This window comes from uncultured Flavobacterium sp. (genome assembly GCF_951805225.1).
Taxonomy (GTDB): Bacteria; Bacteroidota; Bacteroidia; order Flavobacteriales; family Flavobacteriaceae; genus Flavobacterium.
In genome coordinates this window covers 3,876,125-3,899,368 of record NZ_OX638201.1, presented here as the reverse complement: position 1 = coordinate 3,899,368, position 23,244 = coordinate 3,876,125, and the positions used below count along the sequence as shown (strand labels likewise).

The 23,244-nt window shown below is 32.6% G+C and carries 16 protein-coding genes; 8 read left to right on the top strand and 8 right to left on the bottom strand.

Annotated features, from left to right (window positions below):
- Positions 1-33 precede the first annotated feature (33 nt).
- On the bottom strand, positions 34-6,402 hold the full coding sequence (locus tag WN975_RS16205) for an alpha-2-macroglobulin family protein (RefSeq protein ID WP_337967418.1): 6,369 nt from the start codon (positions 6,400-6,402) through the stop codon (positions 34-36).
- Positions 6,403-6,532: 130 nt separating this feature from the next.
- Here WN975_RS16205 and WN975_RS16200 point away from each other — a divergent pair, with 130 nt between their 5' ends.
- Positions 6,533-7,219, top strand: coding sequence for a hypothetical protein (locus WN975_RS16200; protein WP_337967417.1), 687 nt, complete (start codon positions 6,533-6,535; stop codon positions 7,217-7,219).
- Positions 7,220-7,298: 79 nt separating this feature from the next.
- On the top strand, positions 7,299-8,654 hold the full coding sequence (locus WN975_RS16195) for a Mur ligase family protein (protein ID WP_337967416.1): 1,356 nt from the start codon (positions 7,299-7,301) through the stop codon (positions 8,652-8,654).
- Positions 8,655-8,961: 307 nt separating this feature from the next.
- Here the strand turns inward: WN975_RS16195 and WN975_RS16190 are convergent, their stop codons facing one another.
- Positions 8,962-9,588, bottom strand: a complete 627-nt coding sequence (locus WN975_RS16190) for a DUF1287 domain-containing protein (RefSeq protein ID WP_337967415.1) — start codon at positions 9,586-9,588, stop codon at positions 8,962-8,964.
- A gap of 129 nt (positions 9,589-9,717) precedes the next feature.
- On the opposite strand from WN975_RS16190, the gene WN975_RS16185 reads away from it, so the two are divergent.
- The 4 genes from WN975_RS16185 to WN975_RS16170 are packed head-to-tail and all read left to right on the top strand — an operon-like array spanning position 9,718 to position 12,326.
- The gene (locus WN975_RS16185; protein ID WP_337967414.1) at positions 9,718-10,176 is read left to right on the top strand and encodes a GNAT family N-acetyltransferase; all 459 of its coding nucleotides are present in this window, start codon (positions 9,718-9,720) and stop codon (positions 10,174-10,176) included.
- 12 nt (positions 10,177-10,188) lie between these two features.
- Entirely contained in the window at positions 10,189-10,881 is a 693-nt protein-coding gene (gene radC, locus WN975_RS16180; RefSeq protein ID WP_337967413.1) for a DNA repair protein RadC, read from the top strand.
- A gap of 3 nt (positions 10,882-10,884) precedes the next feature.
- Positions 10,885-11,571, top strand: coding sequence for a YjjG family noncanonical pyrimidine nucleotidase (locus WN975_RS16175; protein WP_337967412.1), 687 nt, complete (start codon positions 10,885-10,887; stop codon positions 11,569-11,571).
- 2 nt (positions 11,572-11,573) lie between these two features.
- A complete protein-coding gene (locus WN975_RS16170; protein ID WP_337967411.1) occupies positions 11,574-12,326 on the top strand; it encodes a hypothetical protein in 753 nt (250 codons plus the stop codon).
- A gap of 15 nt (positions 12,327-12,341) precedes the next feature.
- Here WN975_RS16170 and WN975_RS16165 read toward each other — a convergent pair whose 3' ends face one another.
- Entirely contained in the window at positions 12,342-13,619 is a 1,278-nt protein-coding gene (locus WN975_RS16165; protein ID WP_099709547.1) for a replication-associated recombination protein A, read from the bottom strand.
- A gap of 149 nt (positions 13,620-13,768) precedes the next feature.
- Here WN975_RS16165 and WN975_RS16160 point away from each other — a divergent pair, with 149 nt between their 5' ends.
- Both WN975_RS16160 and WN975_RS16155 read left to right on the top strand, forming a co-directional pair.
- Positions 13,769-14,530 (top strand): rhomboid family intramembrane serine protease, encoded by a 762-nt coding sequence (locus tag WN975_RS16160; protein ID WP_337967410.1) that lies wholly within the window; start codon positions 13,769-13,771, stop codon positions 14,528-14,530.
- Between the two features lie 67 nt (positions 14,531-14,597).
- Positions 14,598-15,101: a hypothetical protein gene (locus WN975_RS16155; RefSeq protein WP_337967409.1), complete on the top strand. Its 504-nt coding sequence runs from the start codon at positions 14,598-14,600 to the stop codon at positions 15,099-15,101.
- Positions 15,102-15,106: 5 nt separating this feature from the next.
- Here WN975_RS16155 and WN975_RS16150 read toward each other — a convergent pair whose 3' ends face one another.
- From WN975_RS16150 to WN975_RS16130, 5 genes are all read right to left on the bottom strand, one after another.
- Positions 15,107-15,907 (bottom strand): DUF2490 domain-containing protein, encoded by an 801-nt coding sequence (locus WN975_RS16150; protein ID WP_337967408.1) that lies wholly within the window; start codon positions 15,905-15,907, stop codon positions 15,107-15,109.
- Between the two features lie 39 nt (positions 15,908-15,946).
- A complete protein-coding gene (gene rlmB / locus WN975_RS16145) occupies positions 15,947-16,681 on the bottom strand; it encodes a 23S rRNA (guanosine(2251)-2'-O)-methyltransferase RlmB (RefSeq protein ID WP_230716447.1) in 735 nt (244 codons plus the stop codon).
- Between the two features lie 87 nt (positions 16,682-16,768).
- Entirely contained in the window at positions 16,769-18,217 is a 1,449-nt protein-coding gene (locus WN975_RS16140) for a RagB/SusD family nutrient uptake outer membrane protein (RefSeq protein WP_337967407.1), read from the bottom strand.
- A gap of 4 nt (positions 18,218-18,221) precedes the next feature.
- A complete protein-coding gene (locus WN975_RS16135; protein WP_337967406.1) occupies positions 18,222-21,410 on the bottom strand; it encodes a SusC/RagA family TonB-linked outer membrane protein in 3,189 nt (1,062 codons plus the stop codon).
- 302 nt (positions 21,411-21,712) lie between these two features.
- Complete coding sequence (locus tag WN975_RS16130; protein ID WP_337967405.1) at positions 21,713-23,239, bottom strand: SusD/RagB family nutrient-binding outer membrane lipoprotein; 1,527 nt, start codon at positions 23,237-23,239, stop codon at positions 21,713-21,715.
- Positions 23,240-23,244: the final 5 nt, after the last annotated feature.

Genomic DNA, 23,244 nt, shown 5'->3' with positions numbered 1-23,244 from the left:
AAAATAAAATTCGTGAATTCGTGGCGGAAATTTTTAATTAACTTTCACTCGAATTCCCTTTGTATGACTGGAGAATTCCGGAGCATACATACTTTCAATAGTTGTAATTCCGTTTGAGAATTCACCGTTGTTATTTACTCGAATATCATATTCGATAACATAAGTTCCTTTATCGATGCGATCAAAAAAGAAATGTGTTGCGGCATCTTTTGTGCTCATATAATATCCTAAACGATCTTTGTATTTATATTCTGAAAGTACATTTACAGGTTCAAAACAAGAAGCTCTCATGTCTTTTAGATGAACAAATTCCATGTCTTCTTTCGATTTTATGACTAATCTTACGGTAACTAAATCGCCAGTTTTCAATGGATTTTTGGTTGTAATTTTTTCTAATTGATCTCCTTTAAGCGAGTTTTTCTTTAAATATAATTCTTTCGAAACAGATAAAATAGCACCAGAATTGTTTTTGATTTTATCCAAATCTTCAAAGTATTGCCAATAAACACCTCCAAATCCTGGAACCTTCGATTTGTTCTGAATGCTTATTGAAGCCATTTCTTTTTTAACTTCATCCGTTTTCCAGTTCAGTTTGATGTAACCTGTTTCAGCTTCTTTTTCGTTTTCGGCTAATTTTTTGGTTAAGATCTTTTCGCCGCCAATTTTAATAACCGTATTATCTTTTACGCTTAGCCAATCATTGCCTTGTATCAATAAAGCATAGACAGCTTCTGTGGTAGATTTTGTTGTTGGCCAGTTTTTGGTTTGTTTGTTTTTTAATAACCAGACTTTCATCGCATCAACAGATTTGGTGTCGTTATTTACTTCGGCGAAAGCCTCAATCAATAAAGCCTGAGTTTCAATAGGCGCCTGATACCAATACCAACCCGCTTTGTTGGCAATCCAATACATTCCCCAATCTTCATTATTCGAAGCCGTTTCTTTTAGACTTTCTATGATTTTTTTGGCTATATCTTTTTCTCCAAAACGATTTAAAGTCAAAGCAGCTAATCCTTTTTCGTAAAGCGAATAATTTAGCCAATCTTTTTTAGCAGTTTCCAGATATAATTTTGTCGCTTTTTTTAAAGTATCTGAAAGTGGATATTTGTCTAAATAAAAACTTCTGGTGTATAAATAATGCAAATCTGAATACGGATTAATCCAAATTAGTTTTTCTGATTTTTTTAAGTTTTTAGACTGATTTTTATAATATTCCAGAAATTTGTTGTCTAAAAAAGGAACTCCTTTTTCGGCAATTTGATTTATTTTAGTAGCGTTATTTTCAGATTTATCCAATTTTGATAAATGACCTAAACCTGCCAAAATATGTCTCGTAATATATTCGCTTTCGTCACTTCCGTCAAACCATGAAAACCCTCCCGATGGTTTTTGTTTCTGTTTTAATTTATCGAAAGTAGTTTCCTGAGAAGTTTTCATTTTTTCTAAATCGAATAAAAGTGCGAGATTCTTTTTCTTCTCATCTTCGCTTTGAGCGTCATTTAACCAAGGTGTTTCGGCAAGAATGATTGATTTTAGTTCTTCATTTTCTTCTAATTTTGAATTTAGTTTTCCGTTTTTTCTCCAATTTTCGAAAACCGTTGCAATCTTCGGATTACTTGAAATGATTTCTGAAGCCAAAGCATTGGCATAAAAACGAGCAAAAGTCTGTTCGGCACATTCGTGTTCATATTCCATTAAATAAGGTAAAGACTGAATCGCAATCCAAGCCGGATTTGAGGTGTATTCTAAAGTAAGCTGATGATTTTTTAAAGTTGTAGAAGTATTGTTTTTTAAATTCTCAAACGTATATTCTTTAGTCGAATTCTCGCGAACCCAAATCGGAATACTTTCAGTAATCAACATATTGTTTGTTAGAACAGGAAGTATGTTTTCTTCTCCATCTGAGAAATCACCAGATTTTGCCAAAATTTTATATTGAACACCTTGCAAACCTTCCGGAATCGAAATAGTCCAAGTTGCCACAGTATTTCCGAATGCGCCAACAGTAAAGTTTCTGACGTTTTTTGCGTTTAGCATTTTTGCGTCAATAGGCTGCATTGTTGTAGCATCAAAAAACTGTAAAATGGCGATTCCGGTTTTTGCTTTATCCGTAATATTCGAAATTTTAGCAGAGATTACAATCGTATCTTTCTCTCTAAAGAAACGTGGGAAATTCGGTAAAACCATCAATTCTTTTTGAGTTACCACACTTTTCTCTAAATATCCCGAAACAGCATCTTTATTATGTGCCAATAAACGAAGTTTCCAAGTAGTTAAAGCTTCGGGAGAAGTAAAATTGAAGCTTACTTTTCCTGTAGAATCAGTTTTTAAATTCGGTAAGAAGAAAGCGGTTTCAGAAAGATTTTTTCTTGCTTTTACTTTTGTTAGTTCTTCTAAAGATTTTTTGGTTGTGATGATAATTACGCCATTTGCGCCTTTGCTTCCGTAAAGTACTTTTGCTTTTTCAGCCGTTAAAAATTCGATATCAAGAAGATCATCAGGATTTATTTTTTTGAAATTATCTTCAGATGATATTTCTCCATCAATTACATATAAAGTAGATTTATCTACAACCATCGAAGTTAGACCGCTAATGATTTTTTTTCCAGGAATAAATTTTACTTTGTTAGTTTGAAAATAATATTCCGGGTCGTTTAAAGAATCTGCAGCCGTCATATGTGCAGGTTTTACAAATCTTACCTGATCTACTTTAGGAGCAGGAAGAGTAATAGCAGCAACTCCATAAGCAACAGATTCGTCATCTGCTAAAACTGCATCCGGATCTCCTTTTATTGTTTCACTACCTACTTTTTTGTCTTTTATTTCAGCTATAGAGTAGAGAAGAGAATCACCATATCGACTATTGTTTATGTCAAATCCAAACCAGTTTAATTGTGTTTCTTCTTTGTAGAATTTGTGGGTAAATTCTAATGTATTCAGGTTTTCTAAAATAGAATGCGCTTGTTCAAAACCAATACCAGATTTGAAATTTGGACTGTTGTATCCATAATTATTTATATTTAAAAGATTCCAATCTCTTTTTGTAAATTGATCTAAAGAGCTGTCATACATAGAAGCTAATACTTCGGCTTCATTCTTGGCATTTAGTGATTTTAGTTTAAATGACCATTTTTCAGTGCTTCCTGGTTCGATTTTGTTTCTAAAACTTTCGACGATTAATTCTAGTTTAGCTTCTTCTGTTTTTAATTTTACGTCGATTTCACTCTCAAAAATTTCGTTATCAAAAACGCTTTGAAAGCCTAAACGTACTGATTTTTCGAATCCCGTTTTTAACGGAATTTTGATTGTTACCTCATTATTTTGTAAATGCGAAATACTTTCAAAATAAGTTTGAGTGTTATAATTTCCGCTTGTAGTGATGTAAAGCTCTGGAATTACTGAGGAAAGTTTGACTTCGATAAAGCCATCTTTTTTAGGATCACTATTAATTTGTTCTGCAGTAAATAATTTACTTGGATTGAATTTGTCTTTGCTTTGTTTGATTTCAAATTCCGAAATAGATTCTATTGGATTGTTAAAAGTGTCTTTTGCAGAAAACACAATTTTATAGTTCCCGGATTTGTAATTTGAAATAAAATCAAGAGCTATTTTTTTGTCTTTTTGAGTGTCTATTTTTTTAGAGAACAACAAAGTTTCAGGTTTTTTTTCTGTTTTGCTTTCGCGTATTTCATAAGGAAATAATCTTTCAAAATCAGCTGTAGAAATGGTTTCGTAGTCTGGTTTTGACCAAATTTGCTCTTTGAATTTATTTGCAAAAGGGCTTACGAAATACAATTTAATTTCGCCTTTTGCTGCAAGAAATTCTCCATTTAAATTAGTGCTCGAAAGTGTAATTTCATTTTTGTCTTTGGTTTCGATATGATTTGGAATGCTCGCGTTGATAATCAAATCATGAAAACCTACTTTTACAATAGTTTCTGATGTATGAGTTTCACCATTGATATCAGTAACATCTGCAGTTATTCTATAATTAAAAACCGGTAATTTTTCTTTTACGGCATTTTTAGCAGGTTGCGCAACAAACTCTATTACAAATTTTCCAGATGCATCGGTTTTCGTTTCGCCTGTTGCTATAGTTTCATTCTGTTCCTGTCCGTAATAATTTCTAAAATAACTTACAAATCTATCTACTTTATAAGTCACTTTTGCATCAGAAATATTGCTTCCGGCAAATGCCTTTGCAATTCCATTTGCTTTAATAGATTGATTAACCTGATAACTTTCTTTTTTAGGATCAAAATCTACCTTGAATTTTGGACGTTTGTATTCTTCAACTTTAAAATTAATGGAATAACCTTCAAATTTTACGTTTTTCCAAAAGGCTTCATTTGGTTTATTGCTTAAAGTAATGTCTTTTTTTGCATAATCTTCGGGCATTAATACAAACATGTTGTAGTTACCCGTTAAGCTATTTTTGGGTAAAACAAATTCGCCAAAAAACGAACCAAATTCATTTGTAGTAACTTCAAATTCTTTAATGTTTTGATAATTGGCATCTTTTACAATGATTTTAAAAGAAGTGTTGGCAACAATGCTCGTTTTGTTTTTTTGTTTTTGAATTGCGATTCCTTTATAATAAACAGTTTGTCCAGGACGATAAATAGCGCGATCTAAATAAAACTCGGCTTTACCGTTTAAAGTTTGATCTTCCTTTTCGGTGTATTTCTGAGTGAATCGAATGTAACTTTTGCTCGCTAAAATAGTATCATTTCCTAATGAAAATTCAATTTGTTCATTATAACTGTAGTTACTGGCTCCTGTATAAGAAGCTAATCCGTTTGCATCTGTTTTAAGCGTATAATTAGATGATTTTATAGTTACGTTTTCTAGTGGTTTTCCTGTTTTTCGATCCAGAACCTGAAAGTTTTCTTCGTCGTTTTCCTGAGATGCCAGAGCACTCAAATTCGAAACTGTAATAGTTTCATAAGTAGTGCCATTTTTACCTTTTTCATCAGATTCACCTTCAAAATAAACCAAATAATTTCCGGTTTCTAACTGTGGTAAAAGAACTTCTGTAGAGTATCTAAAATAATCATTTTTGTTTTGTAGAAGATAATCTTTAGATACGATTTTAATTTGGTGTTTTGTAATTATCTCAGCTAAGCTATCTCTTTTGCCTTTTGCGACTGTATCCAGAAGACCTTTGAATATTTTTTGATCTATTTTGTAGAAAGATATTTTTAAATCATTTATATTATTATAACTAATAAATGCTCTGGTGTTTTCATTGTTATAAATATGTTTTTGAAGTTCAACTTCTACGTATTTTGAGGTAACATATTGCTTTTGTTGTAAAGCAAATTGAGCAGAATTACTTTGACTATTAATTTTTATTACTTCGTCATATAGTTTTACTGCTTCGATATTATAATCGGGATGTAATTCTCTTGAAGCTTGATCTTTTAGAATTTCAGCTTTTTTTAGTAGAATTTTTTGAGTAAGAATTGGATCGTTAGAATGTTGCTGAAATTCGTTTAGATACTTTGTTAAATCATTATCAGGTTCGGGCAAAAATTCGCTGCAGAATATAATACGGTTAAATTGATTTTCTAAAGAGGGATTACTTATTTCCAGCTTTTGATATAAAGAGAGTACTTTTCTAAAACTTTCGTCTTTTATTGAACTCAAATTTAGTTTTATAAAAAGGTCTGAATTGCCTAAAAATTCATTTTTATATGGAGTAATTTCACTATTTTCAATTTCCCATCGTTCGATTTTTTGACTAAAAAACTGAATATTTTCTTTAAGAAGATAATCATATAGATTTTCTGTTTTTAGTTTTTCGATGGTTAAAAACTCAAAAATAGCTTTGTAATTTGTTAAAGCCGTTGCTTTTAGAATTGCTTCGTTTTCTAATGTTTTTTCAAAAAGAGCTATGACTTCCTTTTCAGATGAAAAATCAATGTTTGTATTATTCGATTTCGGGGTTGCTATACCGTCAATTCTGGAAGTATCTATTGTTGCGGCAGTTGTATCTATTATTGCAGAAGCTTCATCTACAAAAGCAACGGCACTATCAACGGCCTCGACTGCATAGTCGTAACTAGAATAATTATCCAGACATTTTGCATACACCAAATTCAAAATCGCTTTCGATGGAATCGAAACTCTATTAATATCTTTTTTAAGATTATTTAAAATTTTAGTTTTCGCATTTTCGTCAACTACCTGAAGATATTTAGATTGATAAAAGAAACATTTTATCATTTGAATTTCATCTTTTTTGGATACAGCTTTTTTGTAAATCTGATTCACAATTTTGCTGGCTGATTTTATTTTGCCATCATTTTCGTAAGTGGTAACTTTTGTCCATTTTTTATCTGTTTGTTGTGCAAATAAGGCTGTTGTGAATAATAAGAAAACAAATAAGATATTTTTCATAAGTCAGTTTTGGTATATAGAGTGCAATTTTGGAATAAAGGTTGGTAACGTGATAAAATAAATTTCGTACAAATTACTAATTTATCTCTAAAAGCAAATGATACATTTTATATTTCCTTATTTTTGAAACATGAAAAAACTACTATTTCTTTTTTTATTAATGCCCATTTTAGGATGGTCACAATCGAATTTTGAAAAAGGCGAAAAGTTGTTTCAGGCTAAAAAATATGACGAAGCGCAAGTTATTTTTGAAGGAATTTTAAAAACAAAACCTTTGGATATAAAGACACTTGATTATTTGGGCGAAATTGAAGCGCATCAAAAATCTTGGGTAAAAGGAGCTGAATATTTCAAAAAGCTCAAGGAATTGAAACCTACTGAAGCTGATTATTTCTTTAAATATGGCGGTTGTTTGGCGATGAGAGCGATGGAAGTGAATAAACTAAAAGCTTTTACGATGGTTGATGGCATGAAACAGGCGTTTGAAAAAGCAATTGTTTTAAATCCAAAACACGTTCAGGCGAGATGGGCTTTGATCGAAATATACTTGCAATTGCCTGGAATTTTGGGAGGAAGCGAATCAAAAGCAATTGGATATTCGAATGAATTGGCGCAATTTTCGCCTGTTGATGGTTACTTGTCCAGAGGAAGAATTGACGAATATTTTAAGAGATATACATCGGCAGAAAAAAATTATATAAAAGCAAATGAAATTGGTAAATCAAAAGTCACATTTCAAAAATTATATAATTTATATTTGAATAAATTAAAAGACCCTAAAAAGGCACAGGAATTAAAAAGAAAAGTTGAAGCATAGAGATCAAATCTCAAGGTTGAATTCCATGAAATAATTGGAATTTGGTCCGGATGCTTCGGGATAAAAAATTGGAATTTAAATGAGAACACATTTCATCGCAATAGGCGGGAGCGCAATGCACAACTTGGCATTGGCATTGCATAACAAAGGATATCAGGTTACAGGAAGCGATGATGCTATTTTTGAACCATCAAAATCAAGATTAGAGAAAAAAGGAATTTTGCCTGCAGAATTAGGTTGGTTTCCTGAAAAAATCACTGCTGATATTGATGCAATAATTCTTGGAATGCACGCTAAAGCGGATAATCCGGAATTGCTTAAAGCGCAGGAATTAGGTTTGAAAATTTATTCGTATCCAGAATTTTTATACGAACAATCTAAGAATAAAACGCGTGTAGTAATTGGTGGTTCTCACGGAAAAACTACAATTACTTCGATGATTTTGCACGTAATGCATTATCATAATATCGAGGTTGATTATATGGTTGGAGCACAATTAGAAGGTTTTGATACTATGGTGCATCTTACTGAGGAAAATGATTTTATGGTTTTGGAAGGTGACGAATACTTATCTTCTCCAATTGACAGACGTCCAAAGTTTCATTTGTATCAACCAAATATTGCTTTAATTTCTGGAATTGCGTGGGATCATATTAATGTTTTTCCAACGTATGAAAATTATGTAGAGCAATTCGAGATTTTTATTGCTAAAATTACAAATGGAGGAATCTTAGTTTATAACGAAGACGATTCTGAGGTAAAACGTGTTGCAGAAGCGGCTACAAATCCAATTCGTAAATTAGCATATTCGACTCCAAAATATACAGTTAGCGATGGCGTAACTTTATTGGAAACTCCGGAGGGCGATATGCCAATCGAAGTTTTTGGTGCGCATAATTTAAATAATCTTGCCGGAGCAAAATGGATTTGCCAAAACATGGGCGTTGACGAAGCTGATTTTTACGAAGCAATTGCAAGTTTTAAAGGTGCATCGAAACGTTTAGAAAAAATTGCTGAAGGAAAAGGAAAAGTTGCTTATAAAGATTTTGCACATTCGCCAAGTAAAGTTGCTGCAACGACAAAAGCGGTGAAAGAGCAATATCCAAACAGAACTTTGGTTGCGTGTTTAGAATTGCATACTTACAGTAGTTTGAATGCTGAATTTCTTAAAGAATATGAAGGTGCTTTGGAATATGCAGATGTTGCGGTTGTTTTTTATTCGCCTGACGCTGTAAAAATTAAGCAATTAGAAGAAGTGACTTACGAACAAATTGCAAGTTCTTTTAATCGTGAAGATTTAATTATTTATACCAATCCAGCAGAATTTAAAGAATATTTATTCAATTTAAATCTTGAAAATTCAGCTTTATTATTGATGAGTTCAGGAAATTACGGAGGTTTAAATTTTGATGAAGTAAAAGGGTTGATTAATTAGATAATTAGTCAATTTGATAATGAGATAATGTGCCAATTGTAGTTTTGTAATTGGCATTTTTTTTGGAATTTGTTTTTTAAAAGATATTGTTCAAGCTGGAATTTGGTCCCGAAACTCAATGTCATTAAGTTAAGAAGAAATCTATAAAATTACTTAATCGTTTAATTAAGAAAGTAATTAGAAAAATCAGTTTTTATCAGCGTTTTCGCTTTAGCGAATCTGTAAAATCAGCATCTAATTTTGACACGGATAAAACAGATTTACTTCGTAAAAACGCGGATAAAAACGAATTTGATTTGCAATATTTTTATTTCCAATATCTGTAGTGCCCAACTATTTTATAGTCAAATAAACAATCTTGCAGAACTTGTCCGTTGCCAACATTATGTACGATTAGATTTCGTTTTCCGTCTTTTGACTTTTTATTCGTCACAATTCCAATATGAGGTAATTTATTATTAATTAGCCACGTTACAATTTCTCCGGTTTTATAATCTTTTGGATCTTCTGTTATAACAAGTTTTTCTCCGTTTCTTTCAAAAAAGATTTCTAAGTTTGGTACTCTTCTGTGGTCGATATTTGTATCGGTTTTAGTCATTCCCCATTTTTCTAAATTGGGATATTCTGCAAAATGTGCGATCATGTCTTCGTGAACTTCTTTTTGCAAATCAATGCCTAACTTTCGGTAAGACCGAATTACAACATCGGTACAAACCCCTTTGTTTGCAGGAACATCTCCGTTTGGATATTCGATCGAGAAATAAGCAGGATCATAATCCACAGAAGGATCAATTATTGAGAGTGCCGCATTCGATAATTTGTCGGCAAAAGTATTAGTTTGTTGTACTTCATTTTTAGCGTAAGCATTACTTTTTTCTTTCTGATTACAAGAAAAGAGTAAAAATAGGATTATCAAAGTTGATACAGATTTCATTCTTTTTGTGATTAAGTTGATTGGATTGATGATTTGATTCTAAAATTAGTTAATTTGAAAATAGGAATTACTTTTATGAGTGATTTTTCTTATTTTTTAGATATATTCGCCTTTTAAGATTATAGTAAAATGAATTCAAGAATAGAGGTTGTAAAGACAACAAGTGAGAATCCGGATTTTGTAACGCTGATCAAAATATTTGATACTTTTTTATGGGAACGTTATCCGGAATTAAAGAAGGATTATTGGGGCAATAATTTGATTGAATTTAATGATAATGTTGTTCTTATTTATTTAGAAGGAAAACTCGTTGCGAGTGGTTGCTTCAAAAAGTATAATGAGAATACAGTTGAGCTAAAACGAATGTTTGTTTTGCCTGAAGCAAGAGGTTTGGGATTGGCTCAGAAAGTTATTAAAGAATTAGAAATAGAGGCGAAGAAGCAGGGTTTTAAAACTATGATTTTAGAAACGCTTTATAAACAAATTGAAGCTATTGGTTTATATCAAAAATTGGGATTTGAAATTGTAGAGAATTACGAACCTTATATAGGTTTAAAAAATAGTGTTTGTATGCGTAAATCTATATAATTACTGACTACTATGAAAGAAGGTTATTTTCCAATTTCAGATTGGTCAGAAGACGATCGCCCGCGAGAAAAACTAATGCTAAAAGGGATTGATGCTTTAAGCGATGCTGAATTAATTGCTATTTTAATTGGATCAGGAAGTCGTAACGAATCTGCAGTTGATTTAAGTAAAAGAATTTTAGCCAGCGTAGATAGTTTAAATTCTTTAGGAAAATTATCTCTATCTCAATTGATGAATTTTAAAGGAATAGGAGAGGCAAAGGCTATTACTATTATTGCTGCTTTAGAATTAGGCCGCCGCCGAAGATCTGAAGATGCAGCTGAATTTATAAAGAAAATTACATCAAGCAAATCAGTTTTCGAAATTATGCAACCCATTATTGGCGAATTACCACACGAAGAATTTTGGGTGCTTTTTCTGAATAATTCTAATAAAGTAATTTCTAAAGTACAATTAAGTAAAGGAGGGATTACGGGAACTATTGTTGATACACGTTTGGTTTTTCATTATGCGCTTGAAACAAAAGCTACAGGCTTGATTTTGTGTCATAATCATCCATCAGGCAATCTGCAACCGAGTAATGCTGATATAGAAATTACAAAGAAAATAAAGATTGCAGGAGAGAGTTTAGATGTTAAAGTTTTAGATCATTTGATTATTACTGAAACAAATTATTATAGTTTTGTAGATGAAGGAATTTTATAAGTTATGAATACCACTATTACCGACATTTTTTTCGATTTAGATCACACACTTTGGGATTTTGATAAAAACTCAGAAATGGCTTTTGATCGTATTTTTAAGAACAGATTTCCCGATATTAAAATCGAGGATTTTATTGCCAAATATGCTCCTATAAACCAAGCTTGCTGGAAATTATATCAAAACGATGAAATTACGCACGTCGAGTTGCGTTACAATAGATTAAAGCTTTCGTTTGATGCTTTGAATTATGAAATTTCAGATGAAGATATTAATCAGATTGCAAATGATTATATCGAATTTTTAACTGATAATAATTATCTTTTTGACGGAGCAATCGAAGTTTTGGATTACCTAAAACCAAAATACAAACTACATATTATCACTAATGGTTTTGCTGCCGTTCAGGATAAAAAGATAAATAATGCTGCACTTGGAGGTTATTTTAATACAATAACAAATTCTGAATTAGCAGGTGTTAAAAAACCAAATAGTATTATCTTTGATTATGCTGTCAATTTGGCTCAAGCCTCAAAAGAAAGTAGTATTATGATTGGAGATTGTCTCGATGCAGATGTTAATGGTGCATTGAATGCCGGTCTGGATGCGATCTTCTTTAATGAAAAAAATATTGAAGCTCCTGAAAATATCAAACAAATTAACCATTTATTAGAACTTAAAAAATATTTATAATTATGAAAATAAAATTTTTGTTAATTGCACTTCTAGCCTCGTTTATTGGATTTTCGCAATCTGTTAATGATTATAAAGCGGTTATTGTACCGTTAAAATATGAGTTTCTTAAAACTGAAAATCAATATAGAATGTCTACAATGACAAAATCAAATTTAAGTAAAGCTGGTTTTCAGGCTTTTTATGTTAATGAAGAACTTCCGGCTGGATATGGAGATCGTTGTGATCTTTTGTATGTTGATGTAAAAAGAGATAATGGATTTTTAATAACAAAGCTTTATGTTGAATTTAAAGATTGTTATGGAAAAGTGATTTACACTTCAGAAGTTGGTAAAAGTAAAGAGAAAGATTATGAAGTTGCTTATAGAGAATGTTTAGATTTAGCATTTGTATCTATAAACGGTTTACACTATAAATATAGTGGTAAATCAGTTGCTCCAACGACAAAAGCTGTGCCTGTAAGTCCTGCTGCTGCGTCTGTGGTTACTGCAACAGCAGTAGTTGCTGCTACTCCTGCGCCAGATCTTAAAGATCCTAATTTATTGTATGCACAACCAACTGAATCAGGTTATCAGTTGATTGACAAAACGCCAAAAGTAGTTATGAAGTTGCTTAAAACTTCACAATCGAATGTGTTTATTGCAATAAAAGATAATGTACAAGGTTCATTAATTTTGAAAGAAGACGGACAATGGTATTTTGAATCTTATCAAAATGATAAATTAGTTTCAGAAAAAATTGTCGTTAAATTCTAAATATAAAATACGGTTTTAATAACCATATTTATCTTTCCAACGGTTCTTTAAAAATTCGCGGTTGCTATTCTCTCTAGAATTGTTTCCCGGATTGTAAAGAACCGTTTTTTTTATGGCGTCAGGCAAAAATTCTTGTTCGGCAAAATTATTGGCATAATCGTGCGAATATTTATAATCATCACCATAACCTAATTCTTTCATAAGTTTGGTTGGGGCATTTCTTAAATGAATTGGTACGGGTAAATCACCAGTTTGTTTAACGAGTTGTTGCGCATTTCCAATCGCCATATAAGACGCATTACTTTTTGGCGAAGTAGCTAAATAAATAGCACATTGACTTAATATAATTCGGCTTTCAGGATATCCAATAGTTGTCACAGCTTGAAATGTATTGTTTGCCATAATAAAAGCGGTAGGATTTGCATTTCCAATATCCTCGCTTGAGAGAATTAGCATTCTTCGGGCAATAAATTTCACATCTTCTCCGCCTTCAATCATTCTGGCAAGCCAATATACTGCTCCGTTAGGATCGCTTCCGCGAATTGATTTAATAAATGCCGAAACGATATCATAATGTTGTTCGCCACTTTTGTCATACAAAACAGTATTTTGCTGTACTAATTCAAAAACACGATCATTGGTAATGATAATTTCATCACCAGCGGAAGCATTTATAACAAGTTCAAAAATGTTCAGCAATTTTCGGCCATCTCCGCCAGAAAGTCGGAGTAATGCTTCAGTTTCTTTTAGCGTAATATTTTTAGAAGCGAGATAAGTGTCCGTTTTCATTGCGCGATGCAATAGAGATTCTAAATCGGCTTTTGTAAAGGCATTTAGTATGTAGACTTGACAACGTGACAATAATGCAGGAATGACTTCAAAACTTGGGTTTTCGGTCGTTGCGCCAATAAGTGTTATCCAGCCTTTTTCTACAGCTGCCAAAAGTGAATCTTGCTGTGATTTGCTAAAACGATGAATCTCATCAATAAATAAAATAGGATTTTTGGCTGTAAATAATCCGCCGCTTTGTTTCGCTTTTTCAATTACATCACGTATATCTTTAACTCCTGAATTAATTGCACTCAATATATAAAAAGGACGTTTGGATTCCTGCGCAATAATTTGAGCCAAAGTTGTTTTTCCAGTTCCCGGAGGTCCCCAAAAGATCAATGACGGAATAATTCCTTTTGAAATCTGTTGTGTTAACGAACCATTTGGACCAACCAAATGACTTTGACTGATGTAATCTTCTAATTGCTGTGGGCGAATACGCTCGGCTAAAGGTGCTTCCATTTTGTAAAATTACTATTTTCAATTTTAATTTTATAGTATAAAAGGGTTACAAATCATAACAAAGGATGAGGAGGCTGTAGCTGACAAATTATCAGTATATTGTATTTGGATAGTTTTTTGATATTGGCAATACTATATATTTAATAATCATGAACGACAACCACTTTAAGTTTACGACTGCTGTTATAGGTCTTCCTGTTTTTTTTGTCCTTTTTTTGTGGATTGTTTATTGGGTTCAAATTCGGTTTGATTTTGATTTTTATCAAAACGGAATTTACCCTCGTGATTTTGCAGGTTTACAGGGTGTTTTGTTTAGTCCTTTTATTCACGAAAACTTAAGTCATTTATATAATAATTCAATTCCACTTTTGGTTTTGTTGGCAGCACTTCAGTTTTTTTATCCCAAACAATCTTTTAGTGTTATCGTTTATGGCATTTTGTTTTCCGGATTAATAACCTGGATTATCGGACGTGAAAATTTCCATATCGGCGCAAGCGGATTAATTTATGTTTTGGTAAGTTTTATATTTTTCAAAGGAATTCAAACTCGATATTATCGTTTAGTTGCACTTTCGTTTGCAGTAACTTTACTTTATGGGGGAATGATTTGGTACGTTTTTCCAGACGTAGATAAAACGATTTCTTGGGAAGGACATTTGGCAGGTTTTATTACTGGATTTGCAATGTCTTTATTTTATAAAACGCCTGAATATGCAAAACCTATTGTTTATGATTGGCAAAAGCCTGATTTTAATCCAGAAGATGATGCTTTTATGAAACACTTTGACGAGAATGGGAATTTTGTTAATACCGAAATTCCAGAAGAGGAGGAGTACTTGTCTACTTATTTTAATTCAGATGTTTCGATTAATTATATTGTAACCAAAACAGAATCAGGTGATAAAATCTAGTGAAGACATTTGGTTTGATTTATATTGATTATTTTTGTTATAAATATTCTCATTTATCTGACCTGTTATGAAAAAAATAAGCTTCACAGTTTTGGTTTTCTTAGTATTAATCAGTTCAAAAATAATTGCGCAATGCGATGTAAAGAATAGAGTGCAGGCGGATGGTACAATGGTTTATTATTTTGATCCCGCTGTTTTCTATACCACAAAATCAAAATCTTTAAAAATTAATATCGTTACTGATAAGGAACACTATTTTGTTTCTTTACAGCCAACACCATTTCCACCGAAAAAGGTCGGGAAAAAAATCAAAGATGATTTAGTGATACATCTTGCAGATAATAAGGTTTATAAACTTGCACATTATGATACGCAATACAGACATAATGATTCCATTATGCAGGTTTTGTATTTAATAGATGATAAAGATATTGAGTCGTTTTCTAAATTTGAAGCAACTGTAGCGGAGATTAGAATGGAAGGAACAGAGTTTGTTCGCGATTATACTTTTAAACTGCATAAAGATGCAATCATGAAACAGTTGGGTTGTTTTTTAAAGAAAGAAGAATAGTAATATTAGTCTTCATTTACTTCTTCATGTTTGTGTGATAACTTTTTCTTTAGATTTTCAAAAAAATTATTGAAACTAATCGTTAATGATGCCGCATTAACGATTTGATTCCCCTCGTCTCTGGGAAGATATTCGTTAGCATATGTTAGTTCTACTTGTATATCATCTGTGAATAAATAGCCCGCTCCAATATTAAGTCTGTTTCGGTCAAAGAAGCTGAGGCCTGTTACTTTTGTTCCCGATTTAAAGAATAGTTCATCTGATGCTATTGCATAAACTACACCTTCACGAAGAATTTTACTATTGATTGGTTTTAGATATTTTACTTGTTGACGATATCTCAGAACATTGTCATAAGTACCTTCTTCGTTTCGCATATGTCTAAGTTCCATTCTCATTCTGGTACTTAATGTATAGCCGGTTTTGTGAAAATAATAAATCCCCTGAAGAGCGAATCTAACTTCGGGAGATTTAAATTGTCCTATTTCCGGAACGTCTTTGTTAAAATTATATGCTATAAAAGAAGAGAGTTTCCAGCGTGGAGAAAGATAATAATGTCCCCAAATTCTGGCTGATCTCTGAATGTTTTGTTGAAAAATATTAGAAGAAGATTCGGTGCTGCTATAAGCGGCTCCAAGGTTTAATTCAGTTGACCATTTTTCATTTATGGTGTGGTTGAATTGAAATTCATTCCAAAACTGATTGTAGGTAGTTGTTTGAGCATAGCTTATACTTGTAATTAGAGAAATTACAAGTATAAGAGTATTTTTTTTAAGTGATATGTTATGAGTAAATTTTGAAGACATTCATTGTTTGTTTATGTGACGTCTTAATTCTCAATACTTTTAACTTCTTTGACGAACGGCTTCGTATAGAAATGCTCCACAAGCTACCGAAACGTTTAGAGATCCTATTGTTCCAAACATTGGTAATTTTGCTTTTTCATCAACAATTTTAAGTACAGATGGGTTTATTCCTCTGTCCTCAGATCCCATGATAATTGCTACGGGCTCGTTTAAAGCTATATCGTAAATGTTTTGATCTGTTTTTTCGGTTGCAGCAACGGTTTTTATTCCTGAACCCTGAAGATAAAATATAGCATCTTTAATATGTTCAACTTTACAAATAGGTACATTAAAAACTGCTCCGGCTGATGTTTTTACAGTATCACCATTTACAGGTGCTGAGCCGGCTTTTTGAACAATGATTCCGTTTACTCCGGTACATTCAGCTGTTCTGATTATGGCTCCAAAATTTCTGGCATCAGAGATTTGGTCTAATATTAAAAATAATGGTTTTGAGCCTGATTCAATAGTTGATTCAACTAAATGTTCTAATTCTATAAAACCAATAGGGGAGATTGTCGCAACGGCTCCCTGGTGATTGTTTGGAGTTAGTCTATTTAGTTTTTCTACAGGTACGTAAGAGAAATTAATGTTAGCGCGTTTCATCACTTTCATTAAGTCTTTCATTAATTCTCCAGAAATTTCTTTTTGTATAAATACTTTATCAACTTCTTTTCCTGCTTGAATTGCTTCTATAATGGCTCTAATTCCAAATATTTGATGTTCTTTTTCCATGGGACAAATATAGGTATAATGTTTATATAAAAAAAAACCACTCTGAATGAACAGAGTGGTTTAATATGTAATTTAAGCGCTATTTAATTATAGTGGGCTTTGTACAATTAGTGGATTTGCATCAACTTCCGCTTGAGGAACCTGGAAGATAAATCTATTATCTGTTGCAGGGATGTTTAATTTTCCGAAAGCAGGGTGATTTGTTCCAGGATAATCTCTGGTAAGACCAACATGTAAACGTTTCATGTCAAACCAAGCATAACCTTCTCCCCATAATTCAATTCTTTTTTGAAGAATGATTTCATTGATTAAAGCAGCTCCTGTTTTTGTAGATAAAACATATGCAGGATCTCTTGTAACTGTTATGTCATATAAAACTTGTTTTGCAGATCCTTCATTTCCTGATCTTGCTAAAGCTTCAGCTTCAATATAATATAAAGCGGCAGATCTCATATAGATATAATCTCCTGCAGTAGTAGTTTTATCTCTGAATTTTGTATTAGCATATGCTGGTAACGAAGGATAAGTTGCATTTCCAGTAGTAGGTGATACAAATGCAGCTTTTCTATAATCAGTATCCGAAATACTTTCGTAAAGATTTTTATCTATGTTTTTGTATACCTGTAGACCTCCAGCGTATCCTTGACCATTTGTATTGTCGAAATGACCGAAGAAACTTGCTACGAAACTACTCTGTGCCTCAGTGATTGTTGCTCCCCACATTGTTTCATTACCAGTAGTCATATCGTAGAATCCATTGTTCCAATCATCTTTACTAAGTAAAGTGTAGTTTTGTCTCGCTTTATGAGCTAAATCAGCAGCTTGTGGATATTTCCCCATTTCTAGGTAAACATCAGCTAAAAATGCTTGTGCTATAGATTGGTCTAATCCATCTTTGTTTTTACGCTGAAAACCTTCAAGTAATTCAACAGATTCTTCCAAATCAGCTTGAATTTGAGTATAAACTTGAGCAACAGTAGATCTTGCTTTACCAACATAAACTACTTCAGTGTAAAGAGGAACAGATAGTTTGGCTTCATTACCAACATAAGTAGGGCCATACATACGTGCTAACATAAAGTAAAAATAGCCTCTTAAAGCTAAAGCTTGTCCTCGTTGTGCATTTAGTTTTGCATTGTCAGTCTTAGCTGGGATAATATTAATTACTGTGTTTACAGTTTTAATTTGTGGGTAATAAATACTCCAGGCTAATTTTGCTCTTGAGTTGGTTTGTACTCTTCCTAAGTAATTATAGAAAGATGCGTACCAACTTGACTTAGTCATCAACATATCGTTAGACATCATGTCTGTCGCAACAAGAATAGATTTATGACCGTAATCTTCGTGACTAGCTGAGTTAGATAGACCGAAAGATCTTAAGGCTGAATATACTCCAGCGATAATTGCTTGATTTGCATCGGCAGATGTTGCAAGTTGTTCGTCAGTTATTGTTGATTCTGGTTTGGTGTCAAGAAAATCTTTTGAGCAACCAGTGAGTACCAACAGAGACATTGATAATATTAATAATTTTTTCATGTTCTTAAAAATTTACTGTTAAACCAAATGAGATAGTTTTCATTACTCCATATACATTCAAAGACTGACCATTATTTGATCTAGAACCTAAATTGTTTAATCTTGGATCCATACCTTTTCTTTCTGACCATAATGCTAAGTTTGTCCCCATTAGGCTAAATTTAGTAGATGTAATTCCAAGATCTGTAAGTTTACTGTTTTTGAAATCGTAAGATAAAGAAACATCTTGTAAGCTTAAATAATCTGATTTTATTAAGAAATAATCAGAAGCAGCAGTTTGATAAATTGAAATGTGGTCAATTCTTGGGATATTAGAATTTGGATTGTCTACACTCCATGCTTTTTCTGAGTCTTTATGGTAGTTCTGTCCAATATTGTCACCTCCAGAATACATTGCTCCTTGGTAAACTCCATCATACATATATCCTCCAAATTGATAAGCGAAACTTCCTTGTAATGTGAAATTTTTGTAACGTACTACTGTTCCAAATCCTCCATATACAGTTGGATTCGCATCTTTATCGCTTAAGTATTGTGTTGCATTTCCATAAACATTGGTTGTTGTTTTAGTAACTTGTCCAGAAGCATCTTTTTGATCCATATACCATAATGCATCTCCATTAGTTTTGTCAACACCAGCAAATTCTCTTAAGTAGTATGCATATGCAGGAGCTCCAACTTGAAAGCGGAAATTTCCAGATGTAAAAGGACTTGGTAATGACGTTACTTCATTTTTGTAATGAGTTCCGTTCGCCCAGATATTAAAATCAACATCTTCAGTTTTAATGATGTCCACACCAAGGTTGATCTCAACCCCTCTGTTAACCATGTCTCCAATATTTTCACTAACAAAGTTTGTTCCTGTTGAAGGAGCAAGTGGTTTGTTATAAATTAAATCACTTACTTTTCTTTCGAAATATTCTGCTTCAAGATTTACTCTATTGAATAATTCGATTTCGAATCCAACGTTCAGGTTTTTAGAAACTTCCCATTTGATATCTCTGTTTCCAGTGAATACCTGAAGAACTGTTGCGTTCCCTTCAGCATCTGGTACAATATCGTATTGATTTTCGTATGCATAATAGTTTCTTGAAGAACCAAAGTAGCTACGGTGCTGAATTTGTGCACTTGATGGGTAGAAAATGTTATCATTCCCTTGTTCTCCATAGCTTCCTTTAATTCTAAGATCTGTAATCACTTTAGATTTAGGGAAGAAAGATTCTTTCATTACAGACCATGCTGCTCCAAAACCGTAGAAATTACCCCATCTGTTTTCAGGTGCAAATACTGATGATCCATCTCTTCTGAAACTACCATTTACAAAGTATTTATCTTTGTAGTTATAATTTATTCTTGAGAAATATCCTTCAACTTTGTATAAGTCGTTATAACCATCAACATAGGCATATTTAGCTGCATTACTTAATACTGGTAAACCCGGTATCATAACTTTACTTTTTTGTCCTGCTAACATTTTTGATGTAAAATCAGATGATTCATGACCAACAAGGATATCCAAAGTGTGGTTTCCGAATGATTTTTTCCAAGATAATAATTGTTGGTTGGTGATCGTGTAGTCATCTTCTGAAGCAGTACCAATTCTACCACCTATTTCTCCACCGTCATCACCACCTTCTCCAGTTGTAGCGTTTAGATAATATCCAGACATTAAGTCATATCCAAGGTTGTATCTGAAATTGAAGTTTTTTAAGAAATCAATAGATATATATCCTCTAGCTCCAAATTTATTTTCTTGATTTAAATTTGTGTTCAATAAAGTGGTCGCATATGGATTTAAAGTAGATCCATAAGGGCGATTTCCAGATTGATTAAAGTCGTAAGATTTGCTTCCATCTTTATTAAGTATGTAATTACCAGCTGCATCTCGTTGGTAGATAGTGTAGATAGGAGCTATGTTTCTAGCCCAGCTAAATAAGTTACTGTAAGTTCCAGATCCAACTTGAGAGATTGGAGCATTTTGATCTGAATTCGCATAGTTTAAGTTGGCTCCAACTTTTATTTTGCTGTTTACATTGTAATCAACATTTGCTCTAACTGTAGCACGTTTAAAGTCTGAATTAACTGTATAGCCATTATCTTTTAGGTACCCAACAGATAAATAAGAGCTAAGGTTGTCAGTGCTACTTGATAAGCTTAAGAAATGTTCTGTTCTTGTAGCATCTCTAAATAATGCTTTAGACCAATCATCATGGTATAATAATTTTGCATTTGGATTTAATTGTCCTGTTGCTGGATTTATTACTTGATTGTCAGCAACATTATAGTTGTTATATCCTAAAGAGTATTCTGCTCCGCTAATCAAAGTTTGAGATGCTACAGTACCTGCAGCCGCGGGAGTTTCACCATCATATATTAAACCATTTCTGATTCTATTGTAAACAGTTTTGTAGTATTCTCCTGGATCTGTAATCATATCATATTCAGGAACCGCTCTTGAGTTAACCCCGATTTTTGTTTCGTAAGTTACTTTTAGTTGTCCTTTTTTACCTTTTTTAGTAGTAACGATTATTACACCGTTTGCTCCTCTACTACCGTATAGTGCATTTGAAGATGCATCTTTCAAAAATGAAATAGACTCAATATCTTGTGTTGCAATAGCATTGATGTCACCATTGTAAGGTATACCATCAACAACGTATAAAGGTGCATTAGAAGATGATAATGATCCAATACCTCTAAAACGTACTTGAGGTGCATCACCTGGTTGTCCTGAGTTTGCTTGAATTTGTACACCGGCAACTTTACCAGTTAAAGATTGAATTGCATTTGAAGCCTGAGTGTTTTCTAATGCTTTTGCATCAATTTTTGTAACTGCTCCAGTAATCTCAGATTTTTTCTGAGTACCAAAGGCAACTACAACAACTCCTTCAAGTTCTAGTGCGTCTCCTGATAGTTTAGGGTTAATAGTTGTAGACGTTGCTGGCTCTTCTTTTGCTTTCATTCCAATGTAAGTAAAGACCAAAATTTGGCTTGGAGAAGCTTTAATAGAGTATTTTCCATCAAAATCTGTTTGTGTTCCTGTCTTTGTTCCCTTAATTAATACACTAACACCTGGTATAGGCATTCCCGTATTATCAGAAACAATTCCTGAAACAACTCTTTCTTGCGCAAAAGTTAATTGCGCCACTAGTACCAAAAGAAGTACTAAGAATCCATTGAACTTTAGTTTCATTTTTAATTATTTTGAATTAGTTTGACAAAAATCTTAATAATTTGTTAATCTACCTAATATAAAAAGCTTTTTTTTTAGTTAAATTATGATTTTACTATAAGATATTGTTTTTTTATAGTTAAAAAAGATGTATAAATTGTAAATTCGTAATTTTTAACTTTAAATATGATAATAATGAAAAACATTGCTATTCGACGGAATGTTAAATTTTGGAAAATTAGTGTTGTTTTTCTTTTTTTTATAACTTTTGCAAAAAAAAACCACCCTTATTAAGGATGGTTTTATGTTAAATTATGTTAGGACTATAGTGGTGGTTGTTTTGTGTCCCAGAAAATTTTTGTCGTTAATTTATCTCCTCCAATTGCAGCAGAAGCAGCTGTCCAGTTTGTGCCGTTTACAGTTTGTTCAGCAGTAGGATATGTCCATCTTACCGGTACTTGTTTGTTTGCAGCCGAAATAGAACTTGGGTGAGAGATTAATACAGGGAAATCTAATCTTCTGAAAGCTGTCCATGATTGGAAACTTCTGTTGTATAAAGCGATCCATTCTTGGTATCCAATTTTTTCTTGCCATGTTCCAGTTCCAGTTCCAGGTACACCAGTGATTGGAGTTGTAGCAGCAGTTGCATAAGCAACTTCTGGATTAGCTAAATAAGTAGCAATGTCAGTTGAAGATACTCCCCAATATTCACAAGATAATGTAATTGCTTCTTTGTAGTAGCTTTCTGGAGTACCACCTACAGAATATCCTCTTGCAGCAGCCTCAGCTAAATAAAAGTTAACTTCAAATGCTTCTAATAAAACTCCAGGAGCATCTGGTTTTTTGATAACATCACCAACATGAGAATATGTTGTTTCGTATGGAAGTGAATTACGTCCACCAGGAACTCCTCCTTTGTATGTTCCGTCTGCCATTGGCGTAAAGAAAATAGCTCTTCTTGGATCTGATGTTGCGTTCATTTTGTTTACTAAAGGACTAGCAGGAACGTTGTCATTTCTTTGGCTAGCTACAAGGTTGTCAAAAACCGGATTGTAGTTTGGTGCAAAAGAAGCATATTTTAACAATGCATTGTTGATGTTTTTTACTAATAAACCAGCAGTATATGCTGACTCAACTGTAGTTTTAGCTAATGTTGGGTTAATATCAGAAAGGTTAGTTCCTAATTTAAGTTTAACAGAGTTTGCAAATAATTTCCAGTTTGCAACATCACCTTTATAAATTAAATCACCTGTGTCAAAGCTTTTTGCTGATGTATCTAATTTAGCAATGGCAGCATCAAGACGAGCGATTAATAGTGGGTAAATTTCACTATCGTTATCGTATTTAGGTAAAATGATTTTTGGATTTTGTAATGATTCTGAATAAGGAACATCTCCAAAAGTATCAACTAAAATTTGGTAAGTGTAAACTCTTAAGATTTCAAGAATCGCAACTTTATTTTGCTGTTGTTTTTGCCAATCAGCTTCTGCTACAGCACCAGGTTTAGTTTGCTTTAATAAAACCTGTTCAGATGTTTGTAAGTTGCCTAAAACATTTTGATACAAGTTTGTCCAGTGCGTATCAGGAATTGTTCTTGTTGTTAAATTATATCTTGACTCAGCAGTATATAATGTAGCGGCCCAATATTGTACATAATAACGTAACGGATTGTTGTTAACACTTGGAGTTGTTAATTGATCTGTTAGTTCTTTTTGTGCATCTGATAATAATGACTCTGCAGATACATCGTATGATTTTTTGATGTCATCGTTAAAGTTCTCGTTGTCACTAACACAACTCGTCAGAGTTAAAAATGTTAGTGTTACTATTGATAAAAATATCTTTTTCATTTTGT

Bases quoted from the DNA above. Each gene is read 5' to 3' on its own strand.
- WN975_RS16205 (WP_337967418.1), bottom strand. From the start codon at position 6,402: ATGAAAAATATCTTATTTGTTTTCTTATTATTCACAACAGCCTTATTT.
- WN975_RS16200 (WP_337967417.1), top strand. From the start codon at position 6,533: ATGAAAAAACTACTATTTCTTTTTTTATTAATGCCCATTTTAGGATGG.
- WN975_RS16195 (WP_337967416.1), top strand. From the start codon at position 7,299: ATGAGAACACATTTCATCGCAATAGGCGGGAGCGCAATGCACAACTTG.
- WN975_RS16190 (WP_337967415.1), bottom strand. From the start codon at position 9,588: ATGAAATCTGTATCAACTTTGATAATCCTATTTTTACTCTTTTCTTGT.
- WN975_RS16185 (WP_337967414.1), top strand. From the start codon at position 9,718: ATGAATTCAAGAATAGAGGTTGTAAAGACAACAAGTGAGAATCCGGAT.
- radC (WP_337967413.1), top strand. From the start codon at position 10,189: ATGAAAGAAGGTTATTTTCCAATTTCAGATTGGTCAGAAGACGATCGC.
- WN975_RS16175 (WP_337967412.1), top strand. From the start codon at position 10,885: ATGAATACCACTATTACCGACATTTTTTTCGATTTAGATCACACACTT.
- WN975_RS16170 (WP_337967411.1), top strand. From the start codon at position 11,574: ATGAAAATAAAATTTTTGTTAATTGCACTTCTAGCCTCGTTTATTGGA.
- WN975_RS16165 (WP_099709547.1), bottom strand. From the start codon at position 13,619: ATGGAAGCACCTTTAGCCGAGCGTATTCGCCCACAGCAATTAGAAGAT.
- WN975_RS16160 (WP_337967410.1), top strand. From the start codon at position 13,769: ATGAACGACAACCACTTTAAGTTTACGACTGCTGTTATAGGTCTTCCT.
- WN975_RS16155 (WP_337967409.1), top strand. From the start codon at position 14,598: ATGAAAAAAATAAGCTTCACAGTTTTGGTTTTCTTAGTATTAATCAGT.
- WN975_RS16150 (WP_337967408.1), bottom strand. From the start codon at position 15,907: ATGTCTTCAAAATTTACTCATAACATATCACTTAAAAAAAATACTCTT.
- rlmB (WP_230716447.1), bottom strand. From the start codon at position 16,681: ATGGAAAAAGAACATCAAATATTTGGAATTAGAGCCATTATAGAAGCA.
- WN975_RS16140 (WP_337967407.1), bottom strand. From the start codon at position 18,217: ATGAAAAAATTATTAATATTATCAATGTCTCTGTTGGTACTCACTGGT.
- WN975_RS16135 (WP_337967406.1), bottom strand. From the start codon at position 21,410: ATGAAACTAAAGTTCAATGGATTCTTAGTACTTCTTTTGGTACTAGTG.
- WN975_RS16130 (WP_337967405.1), bottom strand. From the start codon at position 23,239: ATGAAAAAGATATTTTTATCAATAGTAACACTAACATTTTTAACTCTG.